The following is a 20,415-nucleotide window of genomic DNA, read 5'->3' as shown; positions in this document are numbered from 1 at the left end:
CCACTCACCACCGTGCCGTCACCAGAGCTCGCAAGGTCGCGGCGCACGGCCGCCGCGTCGAGAAGGTCTACGGCATCACCGCCGAGGAATACGCCGCGATCTACGCATTCCAGGGCGGGCGCTGCTACATCTGCCGCCGCGCCACCGGAAAGACCAAGAAGCTGGCCGTCGACCACCGCCATTCCGACGGAATGGTCCGCGGATTGCTCTGCGGTCCATGCAATCTCGGCGTCATCGGGCACCTGCGCGAGGATGTCGACGCGCTACTGCGCGCCATCGCCTACCTGAAACACCCACCCGCACAAGAGGTATTGCTCAGCCTCGACACCACCGAGGAGTTGCCGTGACCGACATCTTCGACCTGATCCCACATGAGGACTTCGCCGCCGAAATGCGCGCACGCGCGATCCTGCTGACCGCGTTGGACGAGTACCTCGCCGGGACGAAGACCGTCGACATCGCCGCGCGCCTGCACATCACCGACGAGCAGGCCCTGGCGATCCGATTTCAGTCCATCAACGAACTCGACTCGGCGACGCTGGCTGGCTGGGCCTGGCAACTCGGCATCGCTGTGCCGACAACCGCATTGTGACCGGCTGGCGGTTCGTGCCGTTCGCCGAACGGGACGACGATGCGCAGACCTCGAGGACATCCTGGCTCCAGCTCGACGGCAACGAAACCACGCTGGCCGCCCTGGCGGCATACCTCGCCGACTACTACACCGATCTGACCAGCATCGACTTCGAGCTGGATCTGGAGACCGCGCTGATCGAAGACCACGTCGACGTTCTCGTGTCCTACGGCGGCGAGGGCTTGCACCGCAAGGTAACCGGCTACTTGGCGCTGCCCGGCCTCGCCGACCGCGCGCCGTACGAGGTGTTCGATGCCGGTGGGATCAGGCATTGCTTCGACGGTGAGGATTCGTCGTGTCCCTTAACGGAGTAGGCATGTTGAGCGCCGTCCAAAAGCCGTCTTGACTCAATACACGGGCGCGTTCGATAGCTGTCGACTTACTCTCTAACTGGAACGCGCGGTGCAGGTCGAGAAAGGTGGGCACGATGGCTGCTCAGCCGCATGAAGACCGAGGTCGGTCGCCCGTCAAGCCGAGCAAGAAGGCGGGCAATTCACCGCGGAAGACGGGTATTCCTCCGACACCGCCCCGCAAGCGCCCCGGCGGTGGTTCGGGCCAGAGCAAAGCGAAATAGTCGCCGCTACCAGTGCCGGGGCGTCCTTGCTTGCGGCGAATTCAATAGAGCTGGGCCACGGACCTAGCAGGAGGTTTGAGACATGACGGCCGAGCGAGCGCCGCAGGATGACCGGCAATCGCTGACCGGGGGCGCCGCTCCGCGCCGACCGGCAGCACGGGCGCGCGAAGACCACGGGCTCAGCCCGTCGGCGCGGGCTGTCCCGCAGCCTCCGCGCCCACCTCGCAAGCGGCCCGCTGGGGGTTCGGGCCAGGCGAAGGCGAGATAGGTTCGGTCGCACGAGGTCCCGCTACTAGGAGGAAGCTCCGTCCGCTGGCTGGTCCGGAGGGCGGGGTGCTTCTTCTCCCTCGGGTTCTGCGACCCATTCGACGCGCTCAGCGCCCGTAAGTGGCACGTAGAGGCCGATGCTGTTTTCAACAGGGTCGACAAACTCTCCGTTTGCGTTCATCTTCCAGGGTTCGGGGATGAAGATGTCGCGCGGCTGCGGGTGCGTGGCAATGAAGCCAGCGTTGCCAGGTATGTAGCCACCGACCCACATACTGTCCGCTGTATAGATTCTGATGAAACAGTCTGCTCGACTGGACGCGCGGGCATCCCATGCGCTCGGAGCCGCGTAGCCCATCGGCAGCCTGACCACCCTGAGATCACGTACCCAGCGGTTGGGCGCAACCCGACGTACACGGAGATTGCAGATCGCGGCGACCCCGATAGGCACTGCGAACGCAAGCCCAGCGGCCGTAAGTGCCGCCAATTGGGGGCGCCGGACATATCCCGGTACCCCCTGGGCGTTCTTGGTCCACAGCTCGATCAGCCAGGGGCCGAGACATAGGGCATAGAGGCACGCGAAAGCGATGCTGACTGCAATCGCGTTGGCCAGCCGGGCGCTGAAATCCTTGTCGTCGGCTCCTGGCCCGCGCAAAGTGCGCCGAACTGCGATGAAGGTGATGCCGGGGACCACCAGCAGCAACAGCACGAAGAACTGAGCTACGGTCTGCGGCAGATTCACATAGCCCCTCTCTGGGAATCGCCATAATCGGCTGTAGGGATCTTCTTACCGCAACACCGCGCGCGCCGCCGCATCTTCCGTCACGTGTCTTTCCCGAAGGTGTCCTGGCTATTCCGACACGCCGTCTTGTTGTCCGGTGGTCGGCTCTGCGCGAACAGCATCGAGCTGTTCCGATTCATGAAGTCCAGCAATGATTTTCATGACTTTCTACTCTGCTCCGCGGGCGGAGAGCCAATCCGAGGGGTCCTCGTCGCCGATCGTGAGCCCTCCGTCCATGTACCAAATATCGGATGGATCAATGTGGTATCCGATTTCCTTGGCGTCGTTGATGATTGCCCGCAATTAGTCAGCAGGAACGTCGATGTGCCCGTCCCGCAGGCCGTCTGTGAACTTCTCGATCTGGATGGTTTCCACCTGATTCCTTTGATCGTCGGTGTTCATGCCATCGCCCATCGTCCGGCGTCCGGCGAGTCTGCGAATGCGAGGCGAACAGCCACAACGTGGGTCATGGCTGCCTGCCTGTTGGGGATTCGGCGGGGCGGAGTTCATGCCAGTGGAAGTTGTCGAGTGCGCGTCGGTAGTACACATTGTCTCCGTCTTGGCAGCGGCCCGATTTCTTATTGAAGCGGTATTCACGCTCCGTGACAATATCGCGAGGGCCAACCTTGGTAACGATATCCGGCACTGGCTTTCCTCGGGTTTCGGTAACGAGGACCTTCGCTCCGGGAATCAGCCAGGACGGATCGCCTTCCAACGCTGTGAATTCGGCATTACTGACATAGAGCAGGTCAGAACCCTCTCGCTGTCTGACGACGAGGCCCGCATCCTCGAACAGGCCCGTCAGTATCTGTGCCCATTCCATACGTTCGTGCTCGGCATCGAAGTCCGGGCTGACGACTACCTCATCGTCGCGTTGCCTGAGCCGGACCCCCTGGCGGAGACGGCTATGACTATGCTTTATCTCATGTTTCCGTAGTTGGTGCGCCACTGCCTGTACCGACAGGGGAGGGCGATTCGTCATGATGTTTGTCCCTGCTCTTTATCGCTATCGGGTTTGACGATCTGCTTTACCCAGGTCGGAGAAAGGTCGAGCAGATAGGCGATATCGCGGCGCGAGAGCCCGGCGTCATCGAGTTCCAGTGCCAGTGCGTTGGTCTCGGCTTGAACGCCTTCCTGGAGATCGCGAATATGCCCGCGTGCCTTGTGGATTCGTTCCGATCGTAGCTGCACATCGCTGATACCGGCGAAGTCGTCGACGATCACCGCGACATCGACCGTCGACGGGGCAACGTCCAGCGTCGAGACGATCAAGTTCTTGGCCGCCGCCGCGACATCGGCCAGATAGGTGACACGGAGATGCTCGCCCGTGCCGAGCGTGGGAATCGTGACCGTCCACCGCTTGTCTCGGCCGGTCACCTTCGCCGTGTAGAGCATCGAGCCCCTTCCTGGTCAGTGGGTCGACAACGGATCTCGCTAACCACTGTCCACCGCGTCTGCACACATACTGCTCGCAATCGTCGAACACTGCAAGCTCAGAATTTATGATCACTATATGATCGGAAATGTTGCGCACTGGGTGTCCACTCCGTATTGTCGGGCAGTGGACAGCGTCGCGCTGGAGGCAGAGGAGGACCACCGCGATGAGCGAGCTGAGATACCACCTGGTCAGGTGCGACCAATGTGATAACGGTGTGTTCGGCGCCGCAGGGGAGCCGCCCAGCCGAATCCGGCGCAAGCTCCGCAAGCAGGGCTGGACCTTTCCTGCCAATCCGGAGTCGCCCAATTTCCCACTTGATGTCTGCCCGAAGCATTCGTCACGCACCGCCTCGACAGGAGAATGAAACCGTGGCCGCAGACGAACAACGCGATCCGACCATCTATGTCGACCCATGCCCCGGCAAGAAGGGCACAGACGAGGTCTGGGAGCAATGCCCGCACTGCGACAGCGGTGTCTACAACGGGCACAGCAGCATCACATGGATCATTCGAGGCCGAGGCGAAGGCACCTGGTGCTTCACCTGTCGTGGCGCTGGCGGCTGGAAGATCTAGGTGTCCAGCGTCCGTGCGCGAGCGAGGAGAGCGGCTAAGCGAGCCGCTGAGATGCGCGAGAAAACCCCGTATCTGGAATGGCTTGCCGCGGAACGTGACTATCACCAATTGCTGCGCGACGAAGAGGCCGCTTGGCGTGAGCGGGCTCGGCGCGAAGCCCGGCCTAAGGGCCACGTCGGCGAGGTCGGCGCCAAACTCGCGGAGCCGCTATGCGGCGTCGTCTCCGGCAAGCACCGTTACGAGAGCGCAGACCGCTACGGCCGGGTCGTGTACGGCAGAATTCTGACTATCGCGCTCGACGACGGCCGGGTTGTGAAGTGGGCGACCGGCTCGGATGCCGCCTATGACCGCGAAGTCGGTGACCGCGTCCGCATCTTGCGTGCAACGGTCAAGAAGCACAGCAACTTCCGCGGTCAGGATGAGACCGAGTTGAAGCTGGTCAAGCTCGAACTCATCGAACAGAATCCGAGCTGACCCGGACCCGGCGCAGGTGCACCTGCCGTCGAGTCAGACCCTCGACTACTGAAATGTTTCCAAACATTTTTGCTGAAATGTTTGGAATTGTTTTGGCGGGTGCGGTGTGTCAGCGTTGATCTGCCCCCACCACATGACCAACGAAGGATGGCCTGGCGATGGTCGCGATGGACCTCACCGCATTCCGGAACGATCTGACCGCAGTGATCGACCAGCTCGGCGACTCCGGCCCTGTCTGCCTGACGCGCTATGGATCGCCGGTCGCCGAGATACGGTCCGCCACACCGGAAAGCGAACGCGCCTACACCCAGGCAATTCTGGACGCTGTTGGGTACGTTCACGCGCTGGGAATCGCTGAGCTGCTGCCCGGTGCGGGCATCGACACCATGCAGAAGATCACCGAGTTGGCTGATCGGCACCGGCAGCTGGCTGCGTGTGGCGTTGCGTTCCATCCCTATCCTGGAGAATGCTTCCCGAAAGACCAGCACAGCCTGACAGTCGATGAAGCCCTGGCTTGGCTGTACTTCGGCGAGGACGCCCCCAGCTCCTCGGCCGAAATCTACGAGTGGTTTCGTGCGTGCAGCCGCCTCCAGCTCGAGGCCGCCGAGCGCGGGATGGCAACCGTCCTGCCAGAGGACAATTACGACGATGGCGATGACCGAATCCGGTTCCTGGACCTGGTGATCGCCGCTGGACACACTCCGGAAAGCCTCGCCGCCTTCGGTGTTCGAGCCCTCGAACAGGGTGTACCGCTCGACAAGCTGAACGAACTGCTCGGCGAGAAGCCCATACCGGCCGACGTGCTCGCTATGCCCGAATACGACGACTACCGGTTCCGATCGCTGACACGACATGGCGTGTCCCACGCGGAAGCACTCGCCGTGTTCCGTCTCGGTCTCGATGCTGGGACCTCGCTAGCCTTCGCCGAGGCCGGTGTCCGGACCGCTGCCGAGATCAAGGACCTCATCGACGCCAAGATGGACCCCGCCTTCGCGCAGCGCGCGGCGCGGGAGGGCCTCACTCCGGAGCAGTGGAGCGCGCAGATACGCAAGATCCAGCACCTGAGATACCGGCCCGACGGGCTGTTGCCGTTTTCCCTGTTGGTCGAAGCTGCCGCCGAGCAGATCTCCCTGACGCGCTGGGACAACGCCAGCCTGACCATCGATCAAGACCGGCCCGGCAAGTTGTTTCACGCCGATCGTGTTCGGCGTATGAGCATGTTCCCCTGGCGCTTCATCTACCCGGAGCGGGTACTGGATGTCGCGCGTGCGGGGTTGTCACCGTCGTTCGTGGCCGCGTTCGGCAAGCTGATGGCCCACCGCTACCGCGACCAGACCAACGACGACTTCGCCGACGCGGCAATCGCTGCGCACGGCAAAGGGCTGACCATCGAGATGGCACTTGCCATGTGCCGCAAGGATTCCCGGAAGCCGAAGTTCACACCAGACCAGCTTCTCGCCGTGCTCGACGAGGGCCTTTGCACCACCGCCACCGCCCACTACCTGGCAGACCAGTACGGCGACCCCGCCGAATGGATCGCAGACCTTCGTGAGCGGCGAACCCGCCAGCCTGCGACCGACGAATTCCTCACGAGCATCGCCGATACCCCAGCCTGGGCGGCGGTGGTCACCCTGGCCGAGCAATCCACGACTGCCCACTGGGCAAAATCGTGGTTGCGAGGCAGCGTCTACATCAGGGCGGCCATCGACGATCTGCTACGCCAGCGGCGACTCGATGACCGTCAGGTGCTCACCCTTCTCCGCTACACCTATGGCGCCCTGCGTAATTCACGATTCCTGGAGGAAGGGCTGAGGGATACGTACCTGCCACACATGAGCGAAATAGCAGACCTGGCTCGAACCTTCGACGCAAGGCTCGAACATGCATCACGATGACGGTCGCCGAAGGTCGCCTCGGGGTTTCGCGCGTTCATAGTTGTCACGCGGCGGGCCTACTTTGCGCTCATGGAGCGTAATTGCGACACCTGCCTGCGACCCACCCCGTCCTACATATGCACCGCCTGTACTCGCCTCGTCCACCGCGACCTCGTATCGGTGCCGTGGCTGGCCCATCAGCTACAGATCACCCTCACGCGCCGCGACAAACTCGGCGGCCCCTACCGCGACGGCGGCCGTACGAGCGAACGACCCCTGGCCTACAACGCCGAAGCGTCCGACGCGGCGTGGGTACTGCGTGACACGCTGCGGGTCTGGACCGAGGAACTCTCGACGCATATCGGCATCGCGTTCGCGCCCGTGTGGACACACCACCGAGCGGAGTTCATCGGCCCGCTGCGGCCCGGCGAGAAGCGCCTGCCCACCAGCTACCGGCCCACCGCGGTCGACTACGCCGGATGGCTTGCTCATCACATCGCGCGCCTCCAGCAACTGCCGGACGCTGCACGCTTGCAGGACGAGATCGCCTACGCCTGCCGCGCAGCCGCGTTCACCGTCGACCGGCGCGAAGGTGCGGTGTTTGCAGGGCCGTGCCCGTGTGGTGTCGGCGGGCTGTTCGGCCGTCGTGACAGCGATCGTCTGCACTGCCGCTCGTGCGGCGCGAAGGTGGCCCGTCGCGAGAACGACGTGCGCGTCTACGAGCAACTCGGTCAGCGATTTCTGCCCGCCAGCGACATGGTCATCGCCGTCCAGGCCGCTCTCGGTGTCGCGGTGTCGCGCAAACGCATCCACGACCTGTCCTACCGTCGCCACAACCCCGTCCGGCGCGTCACCGACACGACCGGGCGAAAGCTCTACAGCGCCGCCGACGTCCTGGCCGCCCTCGGTGGACATCGCTTCGCCACCGCGGCCTGAGTCCACCCGACACACCCACCGACCGCAGTGGGATGGAAATTGCCGAACGCCCCGTGTTTAGGCTCGAGCGCCTCGGGCGTTCCACAGCCGCCGAGGCCACCCGCTGAATACCGGCAATCGAACACCCCGCGACAGTCAGAATTGCGCGGGGTGTCCGCCGTTGACGAGCATCGCCGTTCGGCGACGCTCCCAGCGCCCGAGGACAGGCGCGGGTCTACTCCCTTCGCCCGCAACCGATCTCGCGTGCGCCGCTCATGGCACCGAGCGCAAACATGGGCCACCTACCTCGAAGGAGAGAACCATGCCAGAGAAGAAGGACCCGGCCGTCGTCGCACTGGCGGCGACCCTGCCCAAGATCCCGCACCCAGGCGGCAAAGACCTACGCCTGGTCATGTTCGACGGTGCCGGACCGGCGGTGACCGAGATGGTTGCCGAAGCCATCGTGCACTTCCTGCGGACGAACAAGTTCATGCCTAAGGCGAAGTCGTGAAGAAGCCCAAAAAGGCTCAGCCGCTGGCGATCTTGACACCGCAGCCGATGACTGCGGGCCAGCGTGCCGCGCTGGTGATGGTCGTGCGTGGTCTGCTCGAACGCGCCCCCGAGCTCGGCGCCGACATCGCCACCCACGCCGATGGCACCGTCGTCATCACCATCCCGGCGGTCCAGTGACCAGCGACCCCATCGACACCCTCGGTGACCGGCCCACATCGACGACTGCCGAATGGATGCGCAGGCTCGTCAGCCAACATGACGAGGACACTCTGGCACTCGAGGCCGATCACGCCGATCCGTAGTGATCCCTGATCGGGAGAGGCGGAGCCAGCCATGCCGACCAAGCCCCATCGGCCCTGCACGTATTGCGGGGCGCCCGCAGTCTCCGGCGGCAAGTGCCGACACCACCTCGCGATGCATCACGCCCGCGTCGACGCCTTGCGCGGCACTCGCACGGAGCGCGGCTATGGCACTGCGCACTCCGCGCGATTCCGCGCTGGTGTGCTCGCCCGCGACGACCAGACCTGCCAGATGTGCGGCGGATTCGCCGACGTCGCCGACCACCATCCACTCAGTCGCCGCGAGCTCGTCGCCGCGGGCCTCGATGCCGATGACCCGCAGTACGGGCGAGCGCTGTGCGTGTACTGCCACAACCGCCACACCGGCCGGACCCAAGGCCACGGCAACCTCGGCAAAGCGCGGTGACGGGACCACCCACGATTTCGGCGGGTAAGAAAAAAAATTTGTGAGCGACTTGCTCGTAAATCAGAAAAGGGATTCGGCGACAAGAACTTTGCTCCCGCTAGCTATTCCCGCCTCCGCTTGCAACTGCAAGCAGAGGGGGTATCGACCGAATGGGACCGGAAGTGTCAGGCATCACGAGTTGATAACGTTTGATTTAGCGGCGTGTCGACACGCACTCCGATGGCGGCAATCCCCATTACTAGCTTGGGGTGTGCAGGTCGACGCGTCGACAACACGCCACTCCCTTTGATGGACGCCCGTGCGCGCTCAGCCGACGCGATGCGCGGGTCCGCTCCGGTATTGGTCCTATGTCGGCTCGCGCCGGGTGTCGCTCGGCGCTATCCGTCCTAGGCGTGTTCCGACAACGCCCCTGCACCAATCGGCGCGCGTGACCGGGTTGTGTACCGCGCTCGATTACAGAGCGCGGATGAAATGGTTCCCGAGCCTGCCGGGCGCCCTAGGTGCTATCTCGCTCCCTTCTGTCGAATGAACCGTCTTCGGCTGTTGTGACACTCAACGCGCATAGCCCCCGCTAGCGCAGTGCTAGGCGGGGGCTATAGATAACTCGGCTCTTAGTGGCCACCCAGACGCGCCGAACAGACGACGCGCAAGGGAAGAAACTAGTCTCCGTCAGATTCGTCGACGTCAACGCAATCGAGCGTCTCCAATGATTCGCGCAGGGCGGATAATTCCTGCCGATCGGCATTCTTCGGAACGCCTACCTCCGGACCGTATCCGAGTGATTGAACCCATTCCTCGATTTCGTTCCAGTCGTTCGCGTCGTCCATTTCAACTGGGTCGGTGGTGCGGTACGCCTCTTCTGTGGCGCAATCGACGCGGAATGTCTCAGCTTCTTCTTCTGTGCCCCATACCGACAAGTAGTACTCACCGGAAGCGCCGCCTTCTTGAATAATAACGAATGCCACGAGATGCACCTTTCGCGCAATTATCAGGACCAGTTCGTCCACCATGAACGCACTTCGGCAGGCGTACCCGAGTAATGGTTAGAAATGACCTCATCTAGCGTTATATCTGCCGATTCCGATCGGTCATATATCGCGTTTAGCAATAATTCCATCAAATCAGTGTCCCGTTCCGACAGGCTGAGCCCTTCAGCAATGAACCCCATACCCGACTCGATATCGCCGAATGTGTAGCGGATATTTTCCATTTAGCACTCTCCTTAAACTGGCCTAGCTGCCACCCGGACGCGCCGAAGGTGCGACGCGCAAGGGAAGCGACTAGGACCCGTAAAGCCTGCCGCTTTCGAACGTACGCACTCCTTTCGGATCGCTGCACAATGCGCCGTCGCTGAGTTCGCCGGAGCTTCCGTATACCCGAGCGTTCTGGGAAAGGTATTCACCTACCGCGCCTAGCCCCCGATCCCAGAAACCGGCGCCGTGTCCGTCCCTTGTCAGCAAGAAATCGTGACCGAAGTACTCGGACATATCGGCACTCGCCACGTGTGCGCGCCGCTTGCTCATATAGATGCGGACGGCCAACGGTTGCGCGGTAATAAAGTCAACGATATCGGCGCGCGTTGATTCCACATATTCGCCGTCGATATCGTCGACGTCATAATATTCGTCTAGCCTTTCGTGGTGGTCCCTGCGGTCGACACCCGGAATGGATGGCGGTAGATCGTTGTCCGCGTCCGGGAAGAGTTCGTCGCAGGACGTCCAGAGCTTCGCCTCGAGGTAGCCCCGTACCGCGCTGTCGACGTCGAACCCGGTCAGTTCCAGGACGCGCGCCGTGCGTTGCGCGCCTTTTGCTAGCTGGTCGGCGAGCATTTGCGCGCGTTGATCGGCGGTAGTGATTCCGCCGTGTTCAGGTGTCCACATGTTGATCTCTCCTTGTTCGGCCTAGTCCCTAACGGCGCCGCTGTGAGTGCTGAGCACCTACAGCGGCCCCGTAAGCGACTAGGACGGGTCAGACACGTTGTATCCGGACAGAATTCGGTCGGCTACGGTGTGCAGCATTCGCGAAAAGTGAGTTTCGGTAATATCGCGGTTGTAGATGCTCTCCCGCCTCACGTCCTCATCTGCCATCGAGCGCAGGAAAACCGCAAGTGATTCGAATGTGACGTAGTCGGTGCCAATGTTGAATATGGAACCGCACGCACAACGCAGAATCGGAACAAGGTGAGTACACCCGGCGTCATCCTTGATCAATCGTTGTTGAACGATGAACAGCGAACCTTTGAATCCGTTTCTGTGCACTTTGAGCGTGCCATATCGCGATTCTCCGAATGTTTCATCTGGGTTGACTTCGGGACAAGGAAGGGAAACGACGTAACCCTGATCGGCCGTGAATTGAACCGTGCCATGGTCGACAGGCCAATCGCTAGGGATTTCCCAACCGCTAATGTTCAAGCCCTTGTCGTAGTCTTCGAAGGCACCCGGCGCAATCGTATCCTCGCTCGGGAACGGAAACCGGAACCGCGCGCCATCCCAATTGCGAGCAGCCCACCCCGTCGCGTCGCCACCGCTGACCTTATTGCGCTGGTCATAGCGCAGGTAGTACATGTCCTCACATGTGCCAATCTTGATTTCTTGACGGTCAGAAATACGTGTTGCGTACTCGCCCATTGCGATTACTCCATTTCGGTAGTCGTGCTGTTTTTTGGCAGCACAAAAGAGACAGTTGAATGTGGTATTAATCCCGATTAAGTGAGCTCAGGATTAGAAGGCTCAGACGCTACGGAGTGTTGTAGGCGCTTTAGCGCTCCTTGATTCCCAACGCGGTACGGATGGCGCGCACCTGTACAGGGGTGAAGCCGATCAACCGCGCCGAGTAACGCGCCGTTACCGGCCCTTCGGCATCGTAATATTCATCAGCGTCCGGCCGTTCGAAGGGTTCGCCATCGTCCGTGTCTGCCATCGTGTCGGCATAGAAGTGCTCAGCGTTCCAGGACATCTCGGTATCCGTGATGCCGTAGTAGCCGAGCAGGTTGGCCACGTACATGGGCGTAGCACCTATGGCCACCTCGGTTACGGAGTCGCGCCCGTTGTCGGCGCACACGCAGTCTGCGGCATAGTCCGCAGTGCACGTGTGGTCGCGCTCGGTCTCCCGCGTGACCACGAGAATGCGCTGATTCGCGTTCTCAGCCAGGTACGCGGCATACGCGCTACGGTCCGGTTCCGGCAACCTGAACTCGCGATGTTCGCGGAAGTCTCCCGTCCACGCGTTCAGATTGTGGACATGGGGAAGGTAGGCCGTTCCGACGTTCGAGAGCATGTGACCCATTGCTCTATCCGTTCTGTGTCAGATTCTGCTGAATACCACGGCGGTTGTCTGGTACGTCGATTTCGTCTCCGTATACCGCGTCGAAAATACTCGGCACACCGTGCTCGATCGCGAGATCAAATGCGCGTTCGCGATCAGGAATTATCAGTACCTGATCGGTTACATACATCCATGCGCATGTTTCCGGATCGCGCATTGTGTAGATACGGAACGCGCCGTCTTCGGCCTCTGTAATCCATTCCTCAAATTGCACGATAAACTCCCGGACATCGGATTCGACGTTCGCCGTAAGGGGAACTTGTGTCCCATCTAATTGAACGATGTATCCCTGGTCGACGGCGCGTCCGGTTCGCGTGTGTGTGGCGTAGTCGCCGGACTTAGCATGCGCTGACAGTTCGGAGACAAGCACGCTCACAGATTTAATGTTCGTGATCGGTCGGTAGTCGGCGACGATGGTTCCGGGACACAAGTTGGCGTCGAGTTCGACGACGTAACCGCCCAATTCGCGCGCTTTCTGCTCTGCTGCGGCGCGTCCGCCCTGCCATGTCTCTACCCGTGCGTAGTCCGTGCCGTCAGTCAACTTGACCAGGTGCTGTTCTCCGGTCCACCGAGAGACCGACTCGAGCGGTACCGCGTGGACGTTCGAGCCGTCAGGCAGCTTGATCAACACAGCGCCTTTGTTGCCGATGGCACTGATCATGAAATCGGTTGTGCTGCCTGCTTTCCGGACAACCCACCCGATTCGGTGGTCGTAGTCGGTGCTGAAGCGTTCCGCGCTGAGCCACTTGGCAAGCTCGGCGCGCTTGCCTGCGGAATCGGCGTTGCGATGTTCGGTGCGCCCGTTGTGATGCCGGAGCATGCTGCGCACTGCGCCACGCTTGTCGTACATGACGTCGATAACCGTCTTTCCCGTTGCGTCCGTGCGGATGTAGGTGTCGGCATCGAGGTGCGTCCGAATCTTCCAACCGTGATCTGTTGCGAGTTCGGTCATTTCGGCGAGAGCGGTCATTGCCATTGCTTGCCTGCCTTTCTGCGATTGCTCCTGCGCTCGATCGCGTACGTCGAACGACACCGAATGTAGGCATGGCGCAACGGATTTCGCTATCGAGGACTGCGCCGATTGGTGTCACTCCCGCACCAAATCGGACGTACTCGCGCCGGGTATAGGACATACCTAGCGCGGGTACGTCAGGTACCCCAGGTGGGTATCTCTGCGACTCGCCGGCGCGGACCGTTCTCCCCGGCCCTCTCTCAAAAAGTCACGATTTTGCGAACCGTTTTCATCCCCATGGCCCGTCCATATCCGCTGGTCAAGGGCTCGTCAGCCCGGAAGGGAGCTCCGAATGAAGATTAACCCGCCCTTCGCGCTGACCAAACACGCGAAAGAGCACTGGCATCGTCACGCCGACCGCATTTATGACGAGGGTCGCGCGGATGTGGTCAACCTCGACGCGCTGGCGATGTACGCGGACTGCATGGCGCTCTATCAGGAGGCGATGGCCAGGATGCGCGCCGACGGCATGATCCGCCCCGGCGAGCGGGGCGGCCTGAGCAGGCACCCCGGCGTGATGGTGCTCAACTCGCTGCGTGTGGACATGATGCGGCTGGCGAAGTTGGTTCCGCTCTACGACAACAAGATTGACCCGACCGACGGTCTGGATGCCTTCCTCAAGGATGCCGAAGGATGGGCCAACGACTCGACGGCCAGCGGGCTCTGATGGCTGGCCGATGGGAGCAGATCGCCGAGTTCACCGCACACTGCCACCCCGCCGCGCCGCCGCGAACGCTGGAACGCTACGCCCGCACGGCCGCCAAGTTCGAGCAGGTTCGCGCCGCGCTCTACACCACCGGCGCGAAGCCGCCCGCGGCCTTCGGCAAACTCGCCGGGGTTCTGGCCGAGCTGTCCGAGCAGGTCGGCATCCCCACGCCGAGCGCACAGGACTGGCACGGCGATGCCCAGGACTGGGGCGCCATCCGCGGCGTCACCCACTCCACCGGACATCTGCCCTGTGATCTGGCCGCCATCTTGATCGACCGCGACTGGCGCTACACCGCCGACAACGACTGAGGAGAACCATGTCCATCCACACCGACGCCATCGCCGACGACCTCGACCGCGCCATCGCCGCGCTGCGCGCGACCGCGCCCGGTCTGCTCGCCGAGACCGCCCGCCTCGACGCAATCTCGGCCCGCCTGCGCGCAGGGGAACCGGCCGCGGTCGCAGCTCCTTCCACGGTCGAGCAGCTCACTCTCGCCGACGCGCCCGCCGCGGAGCTCGCGCCGTCTGTCGTCGATGACGCAGCGGCCAAGACCCGCCGCCGGTGATCTGCGCTGGCCGACATCAGCGCGCCGGTCCCGACGTGCGGATTCCGCAACGCTCTATCCGGTCTCCGCTGTAGCGAGACCGGCGATCACCTGTGCCTCGCGCGGGCAACACTGGCCGCGGACTTCTTCGCCCACGTCCTGGTCCACACCAAAGGCGCCTACGCCGGACGGCCGTTCATCCTTGAGGACTGGCAGCGCGACGACATCGTCTACCCACTGCTCGGCGCGACGGTCTGGAGCCAGGAATATGGCTGCTACAAGCGGCAATACGAGATCGCCTGGATAGAGGTTGCCCGCAAGAATGGCAAGAGCGAGCTGCTGGCCGGGATCATGCTCTACCTGCTGCTGATGGACGACGAGGAGTCCGCCGAGATCTACGGCTGCGCCCGCAACCGCGAGCAAGCCAGTCTCGTCTTCGACGTTGCCAAGCGAATGGTGCAGTTGTCGACGGTCCTGCGGAAGCGCCTGCGGATCAAGGCGACCGAGAAGCGCATCGTCTATCCACGGACTGACTCGTTCTATCGAGTCTTGGCGGCCGACGCGGGCGGCGCGCTCGGCTCCAACCCGCACGGTGTCGGTGCCGACGAGATCCTCGCGTGGCCGAACTCCGGCATGTGGGATGCGATGCGAACCGGCATGGGCTCGGGTGCCCGCCGCCAGCCGCTCATGGTCGCCGCCACGACCGCCGGTAGCGACACAGAAGCATTCGCCGGTTCGATGCACCGCGAGATGCAGCGTGTCGCCGACGACCCTGCGCGCAGCCCCCACATTTTCGTGTACCTGCGCAACGTCCCGATGGACGCCGACCCGTGGAATGAAAAGAACTGGCACCTCGCCAATCCCGCGTTGGGGACGTTCCTCTCGTTGGAGGGGATGCGTAAGCAGGCCCTGGAGGCTCGGAACAATCCCATCGCCGAGGTCGCCTTCCGACAGTTCCGGCTCAACCAATGGCAGAGCGCAACGTTCCGTTGGATGCCGATGCACCTGTTCGACGCCTCGGTCGGCGAGCCATACACCGCGGCCGACGCCGGGCGGGCGGCGTTCGCCGGGGCTGACTGCTGGTTCGGCCTCGACTTGGCCAGCCGACAGGATCTGTGTTCGATGGCCTTCGCTTTCCCTGACAGCGCGGGCGGGGTCGACGTGCTGTGGCGGTTCTGGCTACCGGAAGCGGCCTACGCGCGGCTCAACGCCGCCAATGACGGCCGGTTCACGCAATGGGTCAAGGACGGCTGGCTGCGCGTCACCGAAGGCGACGTCCTCGATTTCGATGCTTTCTACGCCGACGTCGAAGCCGACAACACGCTGTTCCAGATCCTCGGTGGCGATGCCGACAAGTTTGCCAGCGACCCCGTGCTCCAGCGCATCCAGCAGCTGATCTACTGCGACGACATCTTCGCCTATTCCAACGTGTTTCAGCACATGTCGCCAGGGATGCATCACATCTCGGACCTGGTCAAGCAGCAAGCGTTCCGCTGGCACGGAAACCCGTTGGCGCGGTTCTGTTTCGACTCCACCGATGTCCGCGTCGACCCTGCAGATCCTGACCGGATTCGCCCCGATAAACCCAACCGGTCGCGTGCCGCCAAACGCATCGACGGCGTCCCGGCTGCGGTGATGGCGGTCAACGCGTGGAAGACCCGCGGCGACGAAGTCAAAAGCGTCTACGCCACAGGCGATTACGACGTCTTCACCGTCTAGGAGGACCCATATTGTTTTCTCGCAAGAAGGGCCTGGACGCATACGTCGGCGCCGTGCTGTACCGCTTCGTGGTGACCTGCAAGGACGGCACTGTCATCAGCGGCGTCCTCACCGCGGTCTCGGCCAGGACCCTGGTTTTCGACGACATCCAGGCATACCAGGACGGCGGCGGCTTCGTCCCGGCGCCGGGCCGGTTGTACATCGACCGCGCCGAGGTGCGCTACAGCCAGCTCGTCGAGAGCGGAGGCCGGTAGTGCTGCTCAAGGACGGCAGCCTGAACTTCGCGCCGTCCGCACTGGCGGAGTTCAGCCCGCAGATGTATCGCTCCTACTACTATCCGATCTCCGATGGCCTCCTGCTCGAACGGCAGTGGGCCTTCTACGGCGCGCTCTATCGGCATCAACCGTGGGTGCGTGTCGTCGTCGATAAGCTCGCAAATGCGTTGGCGCGCCTCAGTATCGAGGTGTGGAAAGGTACCGGTGCGGACCGAAGGCTAGCCCGAAGTCCGTACGCGAAACTCATTGCCAACCCATGTAATGGATTGTCTCCCTACAGCTTCTGGGCGTGGATTGCGACGACGATCGAGATCTACGGCGAGGCATTCCTGGTCAAGGTGCGCAACGCGGCCGGTGCGGTTGTCTCGCTGATCCCGATGCACCCTTCGCGCACCAGCATCCGCCGCGAGATCGACGGCCGCCGCGTGTACCTTTTCAGCACCGCGGCCTCGCAAGCCGGGTTGCTGGAGTTCGCTGAAGAGGATGTTGTCCCCTTTCAGCTCTACAGCCCGGACAACACGATGCGCGGGCTCTCGCGCCTGGAATCGCTGCGCAGCACGCTGATTTCCGAAGACTCCAGCCGCACAGCAACCAGTTCGATGTGGCGTAACGCCGGACGGCCGAATATGGTCTTGTCCAGCGCAAAGGTGCTGGGCCCAGAGGGGCGCAAACGACTGCGTGAATCCTTCGACAGCAACCATGCAGGTAGCTTGAATTCGGGCAAGACCCTCGTGCTCGAAGACGGCGTCAAGGCTGAGCCGGTCCAATTGACGGCCGTGGAAATGCAATTCGTCCAGTCGCGCCAGCTCAACCGCGAGGAAGTCTGCGCCGTCTACGACGTCGCACCTCCGATGGTGCACATCCTGGATAGGGCGACGTTCTCGAATATCACAGCTCAGATGAGGGCGTTCTACCGCGACACCATGAGCGTCCGGCTGGAATTCGTTGAAGCACAACTGGATTACTACCTCGGCTGCGAGTTCGCTGACGATCTCGAGGCACGCTTCGCGGTCGCGGAGGTGCTGCGTGGCGACTACGAGACTCGCGCGCAGTCGGTGCAGCAGCTGGTCCTCGCCGGAGTGATGAAGCCCGCCGAGGGCCGCGAGGTCATGGAGCTCGGCAAGGCCGGTCCCGAAGCCGACCGGCTCTACGCCCAGGCGAGCATCCAGCCACTAGGCCAGCCCGCCGAACGCATCACCCTGACCGGCGACGTGGCGCCCGGCGGCGACCCAGACGGCGTTGCGACCACCGATCCCGCCGACACTGCGCCGAATCCATCGGCCTCGGCGCCACGGCCGCAAAAGTCCTCGCGCTACGTCCGTGCGATCCGCGGCGGTATGGGGCGCGGGCAGTCGCTCGAACAGGCTGCTGTCGCGTTGGCCGACAAGCACCCCGCCGACCGACACGAGATCCTCGCCGCTGCGCGGTTCCTGCTGGCTGTCTAGACGGCCAGCGTGCTCATCGAGAGCAGATCCCTTGTTGCCCAGAGCCTCCCGCAGCCACGCTCGTGCGCCTGCATACAGGCGCGACACCACTGCGCCCCTGAGACCCGGACGGCTCCACGTCGGGTCGTCTGTCCGAAGAAATGGCCGATCGAGAGGAAATCTCATGCCCCTGTTTCTCCAGCTGATCCTGTGGCTGATCGCTGTCGGCAACGCCGCCAGTGGCTCAGCTGACCCGAACACCGTGGTGACCGGCAGCTGATAGCCGCTGTGCGCGCGACGGCGATGAACCCCGACGGCCGGAATGGCTGAGCGGACGTCGCCGTCGCGCGCACACCCGGCGCAGCGTGGCGGCGCCGCCGTACTCCAGGAGAGATTCATGCCGCAGGCAATTCAGAAGGCTGTCGCGCCGATCGCCTCGACGACAGCGCCGGACGCCGCGTCCACCGAAGCCCCCTATGGCGGCTTCGAGGCCATCCTGTCCACCCCGGCGCTCGACCGCGACGGCGACCGGCTCGAAACAGCGGGCTGGAAGCCACTGCCCGACCACATCACCATCGACATCGACCACGAGATGAGCGTGGCGGGCACCGTCGGCAGCGCGGTGCCCTACATCCACTCCGACGGCAGCCTGCGAATCCGGGCCGCGTTCGCCTCGACCCGTAAGGCCCAAGAGGTTCGAGCGCTCGTCAACGAAGGCCACATCCGTTCTGTGAGTGTGGCATTCATCCACGACCAGACCGTCAAGGATGGTGCCCCCAGCCGTGAGCTGCTCAACGCGGGCATCGTGGCGATCCCGAGTAACCGCGAAGCCGTCATCTTCGAATCCAAAGCGGCAGTGTCTGCTTCGCTCGCAGCGGATGCATCCGAACCGGCGGAAGTCACCCCGGCCGCCGCGCTCGACGCCGACACCTTCCTCCAGCGCCTGGCCGATCTCATCGCCCACGCCGCGCTGTCGGCAATCCCGAATCACGCTGGCAAGTCGAATGATTCGCACAACGAACTGGTCACGTCACCCGCAGCGCCCGCCGCCCCGGCCGCGCCTGCCGCCGCCTCCTCCGATGCGCCCGCAGACCCCGCCGCCGCCAAGGCTGATGCCGCTGACACCGCCGATGACGCCGCCGCATTGCTGGCCACCGAGATCTCCGCGCGCCTGGCAGTGCTCTCACTCGCCGAGTCCGAGCTGAGCGAGTAATCCAGATTCCCTGAAACACAGGAGCATTCATGGCGAACACCGCCACCCTGAAGGCTCGCGGCAACCAGTTGCGCGAGGACTTCAAGACCATCACCGAGAACACCGAGCTGACGGGTGCCCAGCGCACCGAGAAGCTCAAGTCCCTCGAAGCCGACGTCAAGACCTACGAGACTGACCTGGCCAACTCTGAGCTCGCCAGCCAGCTCAGTGCCAAGCTGGGCCGCGGAGAAGCCGGTAGCGGCGACACCCCCGACCCCGCGCCGACCATGACGCAAAGGACCCTCGCCGCGCTGATCATGCGGCACCCTGACTTCGTCGACGCCTCCGCCGCGGTCGACCCCGACGCGAAGCGGGCGTTCAGCAAGGCGTTCGAGATCGACTTGAAGGATGCGAGCGTCGCGCAGAACCAGATGGGTGAATCCATCATGGGCACGGTCGGCCCGACCCCGCTCGGCCAGAATCCGTTCTTCCCGACCGGCGCTGCGGCAGCAATCTTGCAGCCGACCTGGCTGGGCGGCATCGTCGAGCAGCGCTTCTACGCGCTGACCATCGCCGACCTGATCCCTGGCAGCGCGATCAGCACCAACAACCTGTCCTACGTCGTGGAAAGCGCGTTCACCAACAACGCCGACGAGGTACCCGAGGCCGGTCAGTACCCCTACAGCTCGACCAAGCTCGATCGGGTCTACGAGCAGCTCGGCAAGATCGCCAATGCCGAGAAGCTCACCGATGAGACCATCGCCGACTCGGCGATGTTCCAGAACTTCGCCCAGGGCCGCCTGGTGCTCGGGGTGCAGCGCAAGGAAGAGGCCGCACTGCTGGCCGGTAAGGGCAACGGCGGCGTCAACGGCCTGCTCAACCGCAGCACCGGCTTCACCAAGCCCCAGACCATCGCCCCGGTCACCAACGTGTCCTTTCCGCCGACCGGCGTGCCCGGCGCGGCCACCGTCCCGTCGGTGCTGCCGTCACTGACCTACGGCCGCAAGGTCGTCGGCGCCGCCGCCGGTGCCTACCCGACCGCCGTTGCCATCGCCGAAGCCGTCTTCCAGGCGATGACCGACATCTGGCTCAACGCGCACGTCGCGCCGACCGCAGTCGTGATGAATCCCCTGGACTGGCAAGTGATCCGCCTGGCCAAGGACAGCGCAGGCCAGTACTTCGGCGGCTCGTTCTTCGGCACCAACTACGGCAACGGAGCCGGTACCGGCGAGGGCCTGTGGAACAAGCCGGTCGTGGTCACTCCGGCGATCCCGCCGGGCACCGTGCTGGTCGGCACCTTCACCAGGGATGTCCTGGAAGCGTTTCGCCGACAGGGCATTTCGGTAGAGATGTCGAACTCGAACGGCAACGACTTCGACCACGGACTGGTCACTGTACGCGCCCAGATGCGCACCGGCCTGGCGGTCTACCGCCCGTCGGGGTTCGAGCTGATCCAGCTCGCCAACGGCTCGTAA

General features: G+C 63.2%; 27 protein-coding genes and 1 pseudogene. 20 read left to right on the top strand and 8 right to left on the bottom strand.

All coding sequences use genetic code 11. The features are described from left to right. Positions 1-62: 62 nt before the first annotated feature. The 3 genes and pseudogenes from F5X71_RS34845 to F5X71_RS34835 all read left to right on the top strand — a co-directional run. Positions 63-347: pseudogene (locus F5X71_RS34845) on the top strand (endonuclease VII domain-containing protein); the annotation flags it as partial. Beyond that, positions 344-592, top strand: a complete 249-nt coding sequence (locus F5X71_RS34840; RefSeq protein ID WP_167465800.1) for a hypothetical protein — start codon at positions 344-346, stop codon at positions 590-592. The pseudogene F5X71_RS34845 and the gene F5X71_RS34840, both read left to right, overlap by 4 nt. Next, on the top strand, positions 589-945 hold the full coding sequence (locus tag F5X71_RS34835; RefSeq protein WP_167465799.1) for a hypothetical protein: 357 nt from the start codon (positions 589-591) through the stop codon (positions 943-945). The genes F5X71_RS34840 and F5X71_RS34835 overlap by 4 nt, the downstream gene beginning before the upstream one ends. 552 nt (positions 946-1,497) lie before the next feature. On the opposite strand, the gene F5X71_RS34830 is transcribed toward F5X71_RS34835, so the two are convergent. Then, on the bottom strand, positions 1,498-2,211 hold the full coding sequence (locus F5X71_RS34830) for a DUF6338 family protein (protein WP_167465798.1): 714 nt from the start codon (positions 2,209-2,211) through the stop codon (positions 1,498-1,500). A gap of 598 nt (positions 2,212-2,809) precedes the next feature. Between F5X71_RS34830 and F5X71_RS34825 the strand changes: the two genes are divergently transcribed. Beyond that, entirely contained in the window at positions 2,810-3,187 is a 378-nt protein-coding gene (locus F5X71_RS34825; RefSeq protein ID WP_238815622.1) for a hypothetical protein, read from the top strand. A gap of 41 nt (positions 3,188-3,228) precedes the next feature. Here F5X71_RS34825 and F5X71_RS34820 read toward each other — a convergent pair whose 3' ends face one another. Next, complete coding sequence (locus F5X71_RS34820) at positions 3,229-3,645, bottom strand: hypothetical protein (RefSeq protein WP_167465796.1); 417 nt, start codon at positions 3,643-3,645, stop codon at positions 3,229-3,231. Between the two features lie 411 nt (positions 3,646-4,056). Between F5X71_RS34820 and F5X71_RS34815 the strand changes: the two genes are divergently transcribed. From F5X71_RS34815 to F5X71_RS34785, 8 genes are all read left to right on the top strand, one after another. Then, positions 4,057-4,260 (top strand): hypothetical protein, encoded by a 204-nt coding sequence (locus F5X71_RS34815; protein WP_167465795.1) that lies wholly within the window; start codon positions 4,057-4,059, stop codon positions 4,258-4,260. A gap of 51 nt (positions 4,261-4,311) precedes the next feature. Then, on the top strand, positions 4,312-4,734 hold the full coding sequence (locus tag F5X71_RS34810) for a hypothetical protein (RefSeq protein WP_167465794.1): 423 nt from the start codon (positions 4,312-4,314) through the stop codon (positions 4,732-4,734). A 158-nt stretch (positions 4,735-4,892) separates the two neighbouring features. Next, positions 4,893-6,629, top strand: a complete 1,737-nt coding sequence (locus F5X71_RS34805; protein WP_167465793.1) for a hypothetical protein — start codon at positions 4,893-4,895, stop codon at positions 6,627-6,629. 159 nt (positions 6,630-6,788) lie between these two features. After that, positions 6,789-7,544 carry a hypothetical protein gene (locus F5X71_RS34800; protein ID WP_238815621.1) on the top strand — a complete coding sequence of 252 codons (756 nt, stop codon included), beginning with the start codon at positions 6,789-6,791 and terminating at the stop codon, positions 7,542-7,544. A 301-nt stretch (positions 7,545-7,845) separates the two neighbouring features. Further along, positions 7,846-8,034 (top strand): hypothetical protein, encoded by a 189-nt coding sequence (locus F5X71_RS34795; protein WP_167465791.1) that lies wholly within the window; start codon positions 7,846-7,848, stop codon positions 8,032-8,034. Beyond that, positions 8,031-8,213 carry a hypothetical protein gene (locus F5X71_RS34790; protein WP_167465790.1) on the top strand — a complete coding sequence of 61 codons (183 nt, stop codon included), beginning with the start codon at positions 8,031-8,033 and terminating at the stop codon, positions 8,211-8,213. Before F5X71_RS34795 ends, F5X71_RS34790 begins: the two co-directional genes overlap by 4 nt. Further along, a complete protein-coding gene (locus F5X71_RS37565; protein WP_275106760.1) occupies positions 8,210-8,338 on the top strand; it encodes a hypothetical protein in 129 nt (42 codons plus the stop codon). Before F5X71_RS34790 ends, F5X71_RS37565 begins: the two co-directional genes overlap by 4 nt. A gap of 112 nt (positions 8,339-8,450) precedes the next feature. Further along, positions 8,451-8,741 (top strand): holin, encoded by a 291-nt coding sequence (locus F5X71_RS34785; RefSeq protein ID WP_167460079.1) that lies wholly within the window; start codon positions 8,451-8,453, stop codon positions 8,739-8,741. 659 nt (positions 8,742-9,400) lie between these two features. Here F5X71_RS34785 and F5X71_RS34780 read toward each other — a convergent pair. The 6 genes from F5X71_RS34780 to F5X71_RS34755 form a co-directional block, all read right to left on the bottom strand. Continuing rightward, positions 9,401-9,751: a hypothetical protein gene (locus F5X71_RS34780; RefSeq protein WP_167465789.1), complete on the bottom strand. Its 351-nt coding sequence runs from the start codon at positions 9,749-9,751 to the stop codon at positions 9,401-9,403. Continuing rightward, a complete protein-coding gene (locus tag F5X71_RS34775) occupies positions 9,730-9,951 on the bottom strand; it encodes a hypothetical protein (RefSeq protein WP_167465788.1) in 222 nt (73 codons plus the stop codon). Before F5X71_RS34775 ends, F5X71_RS34780 begins: the two co-directional genes overlap by 22 nt. A gap of 70 nt (positions 9,952-10,021) precedes the next feature. Further along, positions 10,022-10,621, bottom strand: coding sequence for a hypothetical protein (locus F5X71_RS34770; RefSeq protein WP_174817195.1), 600 nt, complete (start codon positions 10,619-10,621; stop codon positions 10,022-10,024). A gap of 78 nt (positions 10,622-10,699) precedes the next feature. After that, entirely contained in the window at positions 10,700-11,368 is a 669-nt protein-coding gene (locus F5X71_RS34765; protein WP_167465787.1) for a hypothetical protein, read from the bottom strand. 130 nt (positions 11,369-11,498) lie between these two features. Further along, the gene (locus F5X71_RS34760) at positions 11,499-12,026 is read right to left on the bottom strand and encodes a hypothetical protein (protein WP_167465786.1); all 528 of its coding nucleotides are present in this window, start codon (positions 12,024-12,026) and stop codon (positions 11,499-11,501) included. A gap of 4 nt (positions 12,027-12,030) precedes the next feature. Then, positions 12,031-13,035: a hypothetical protein gene (locus tag F5X71_RS34755; protein WP_167465785.1), complete on the bottom strand. Its 1,005-nt coding sequence runs from the start codon at positions 13,033-13,035 to the stop codon at positions 12,031-12,033. Between the two features lie 334 nt (positions 13,036-13,369). On the opposite strand from F5X71_RS34755, the gene F5X71_RS34750 reads away from it, so the two are divergent. The 8 genes from F5X71_RS34750 (at position 13,370) to F5X71_RS34715 (ending at position 20,415) form a co-directional block, all read left to right on the top strand. Then, positions 13,370-13,744: a P27 family phage terminase small subunit gene (locus F5X71_RS34750; RefSeq protein ID WP_167465784.1), complete on the top strand. Its 375-nt coding sequence runs from the start codon at positions 13,370-13,372 to the stop codon at positions 13,742-13,744. Continuing rightward, on the top strand, positions 13,711-14,094 hold the full coding sequence (locus F5X71_RS34745) for a hypothetical protein (protein ID WP_167465783.1): 384 nt from the start codon (positions 13,711-13,713) through the stop codon (positions 14,092-14,094). The genes F5X71_RS34750 and F5X71_RS34745 overlap by 34 nt, the downstream gene beginning before the upstream one ends. An 8-nt stretch (positions 14,095-14,102) precedes the next feature. Next, positions 14,103-14,351, top strand: a complete 249-nt coding sequence (locus tag F5X71_RS34740; RefSeq protein WP_167465782.1) for a hypothetical protein — start codon at positions 14,103-14,105, stop codon at positions 14,349-14,351. A 6-nt stretch (positions 14,352-14,357) separates the two neighbouring features. Continuing rightward, entirely contained in the window at positions 14,358-16,049 is a 1,692-nt protein-coding gene (locus tag F5X71_RS34735) for a terminase large subunit (RefSeq protein ID WP_167466970.1), read from the top strand. An 11-nt stretch (positions 16,050-16,060) separates the two neighbouring features. Further along, a complete protein-coding gene (locus F5X71_RS34730) occupies positions 16,061-16,303 on the top strand; it encodes a hypothetical protein (protein WP_167465781.1) in 243 nt (80 codons plus the stop codon). Further along, positions 16,303-17,769, top strand: coding sequence for a phage portal protein (locus F5X71_RS34725; protein ID WP_167465780.1), 1,467 nt, complete (start codon positions 16,303-16,305; stop codon positions 17,767-17,769). Before F5X71_RS34730 ends, F5X71_RS34725 begins: the two co-directional genes overlap by 1 nt. Positions 17,770-18,145: 376 nt before the next feature. Beyond that, positions 18,146-18,961 carry a hypothetical protein gene (locus F5X71_RS34720; RefSeq protein ID WP_167465779.1) on the top strand — a complete coding sequence of 272 codons (816 nt, stop codon included), beginning with the start codon at positions 18,146-18,148 and terminating at the stop codon, positions 18,959-18,961. 29 nt (positions 18,962-18,990) lie between these two features. Next, entirely contained in the window at positions 18,991-20,415 is a 1,425-nt protein-coding gene (locus F5X71_RS34715) for a phage major capsid protein (RefSeq protein ID WP_167465778.1), read from the top strand.

The sequence above is a fragment of the Nocardia brasiliensis genome (assembly GCF_011801125.1).
Lineage (GTDB): Bacteria > Actinomycetota > Actinomycetes > Mycobacteriales > Mycobacteriaceae > Nocardia > Nocardia brasiliensis_C.
This window is presented reverse-complemented; position numbering and strand designations above follow the sequence as displayed.

Coding starts and splice junctions, on each gene's coding strand:
- F5X71_RS34755 (WP_167465785.1), bottom strand. CDS start 13,035: ATGACCGCTCTCGCCGAAATGACCGAACTCGCAACAGATCACGGTTGG.
- F5X71_RS34770 (WP_174817195.1), bottom strand. CDS start 10,621: ATGTGGACACCTGAACACGGCGGAATCACTACCGCCGATCAACGCGCG.
- F5X71_RS34780 (WP_167465789.1), bottom strand. CDS start 9,751: ATGGTGGACGAACTGGTCCTGATAATTGCGCGAAAGGTGCATCTCGTG.
- F5X71_RS34745 (WP_167465783.1), top strand. CDS start 13,711: ATGGGCCAACGACTCGACGGCCAGCGGGCTCTGATGGCTGGCCGATGG.
- F5X71_RS34775 (WP_167465788.1), bottom strand. CDS start 9,951: ATGGAAAATATCCGCTACACATTCGGCGATATCGAGTCGGGTATGGGG.
- F5X71_RS34750 (WP_167465784.1), top strand. CDS start 13,370: ATGAAGATTAACCCGCCCTTCGCGCTGACCAAACACGCGAAAGAGCAC.
- F5X71_RS34785 (WP_167460079.1), top strand. CDS start 8,451: ATGCATCACGCCCGCGTCGACGCCTTGCGCGGCACTCGCACGGAGCGC.
- F5X71_RS34795 (WP_167465791.1), top strand. CDS start 7,846: ATGCCAGAGAAGAAGGACCCGGCCGTCGTCGCACTGGCGGCGACCCTG.
- F5X71_RS34740 (WP_167465782.1), top strand. CDS start 14,103: ATGTCCATCCACACCGACGCCATCGCCGACGACCTCGACCGCGCCATC.
- F5X71_RS34715 (WP_167465778.1), top strand. CDS start 18,991: ATGGCGAACACCGCCACCCTGAAGGCTCGCGGCAACCAGTTGCGCGAG.
- F5X71_RS34760 (WP_167465786.1), bottom strand. CDS start 12,026: ATGGGTCACATGCTCTCGAACGTCGGAACGGCCTACCTTCCCCATGTC.
- F5X71_RS34820 (WP_167465796.1), bottom strand. CDS start 3,645: ATGCTCTACACGGCGAAGGTGACCGGCCGAGACAAGCGGTGGACGGTC.
- F5X71_RS34720 (WP_167465779.1), top strand. CDS start 18,146: ATGCCGCAGGCAATTCAGAAGGCTGTCGCGCCGATCGCCTCGACGACA.
- F5X71_RS34765 (WP_167465787.1), bottom strand. CDS start 11,368: ATGGGCGAGTACGCAACACGTATTTCTGACCGTCAAGAAATCAAGATT.
- F5X71_RS34810 (WP_167465794.1), top strand. CDS start 4,312: ATGCGCGAGAAAACCCCGTATCTGGAATGGCTTGCCGCGGAACGTGAC.
- F5X71_RS34805 (WP_167465793.1), top strand. CDS start 4,893: ATGGTCGCGATGGACCTCACCGCATTCCGGAACGATCTGACCGCAGTG.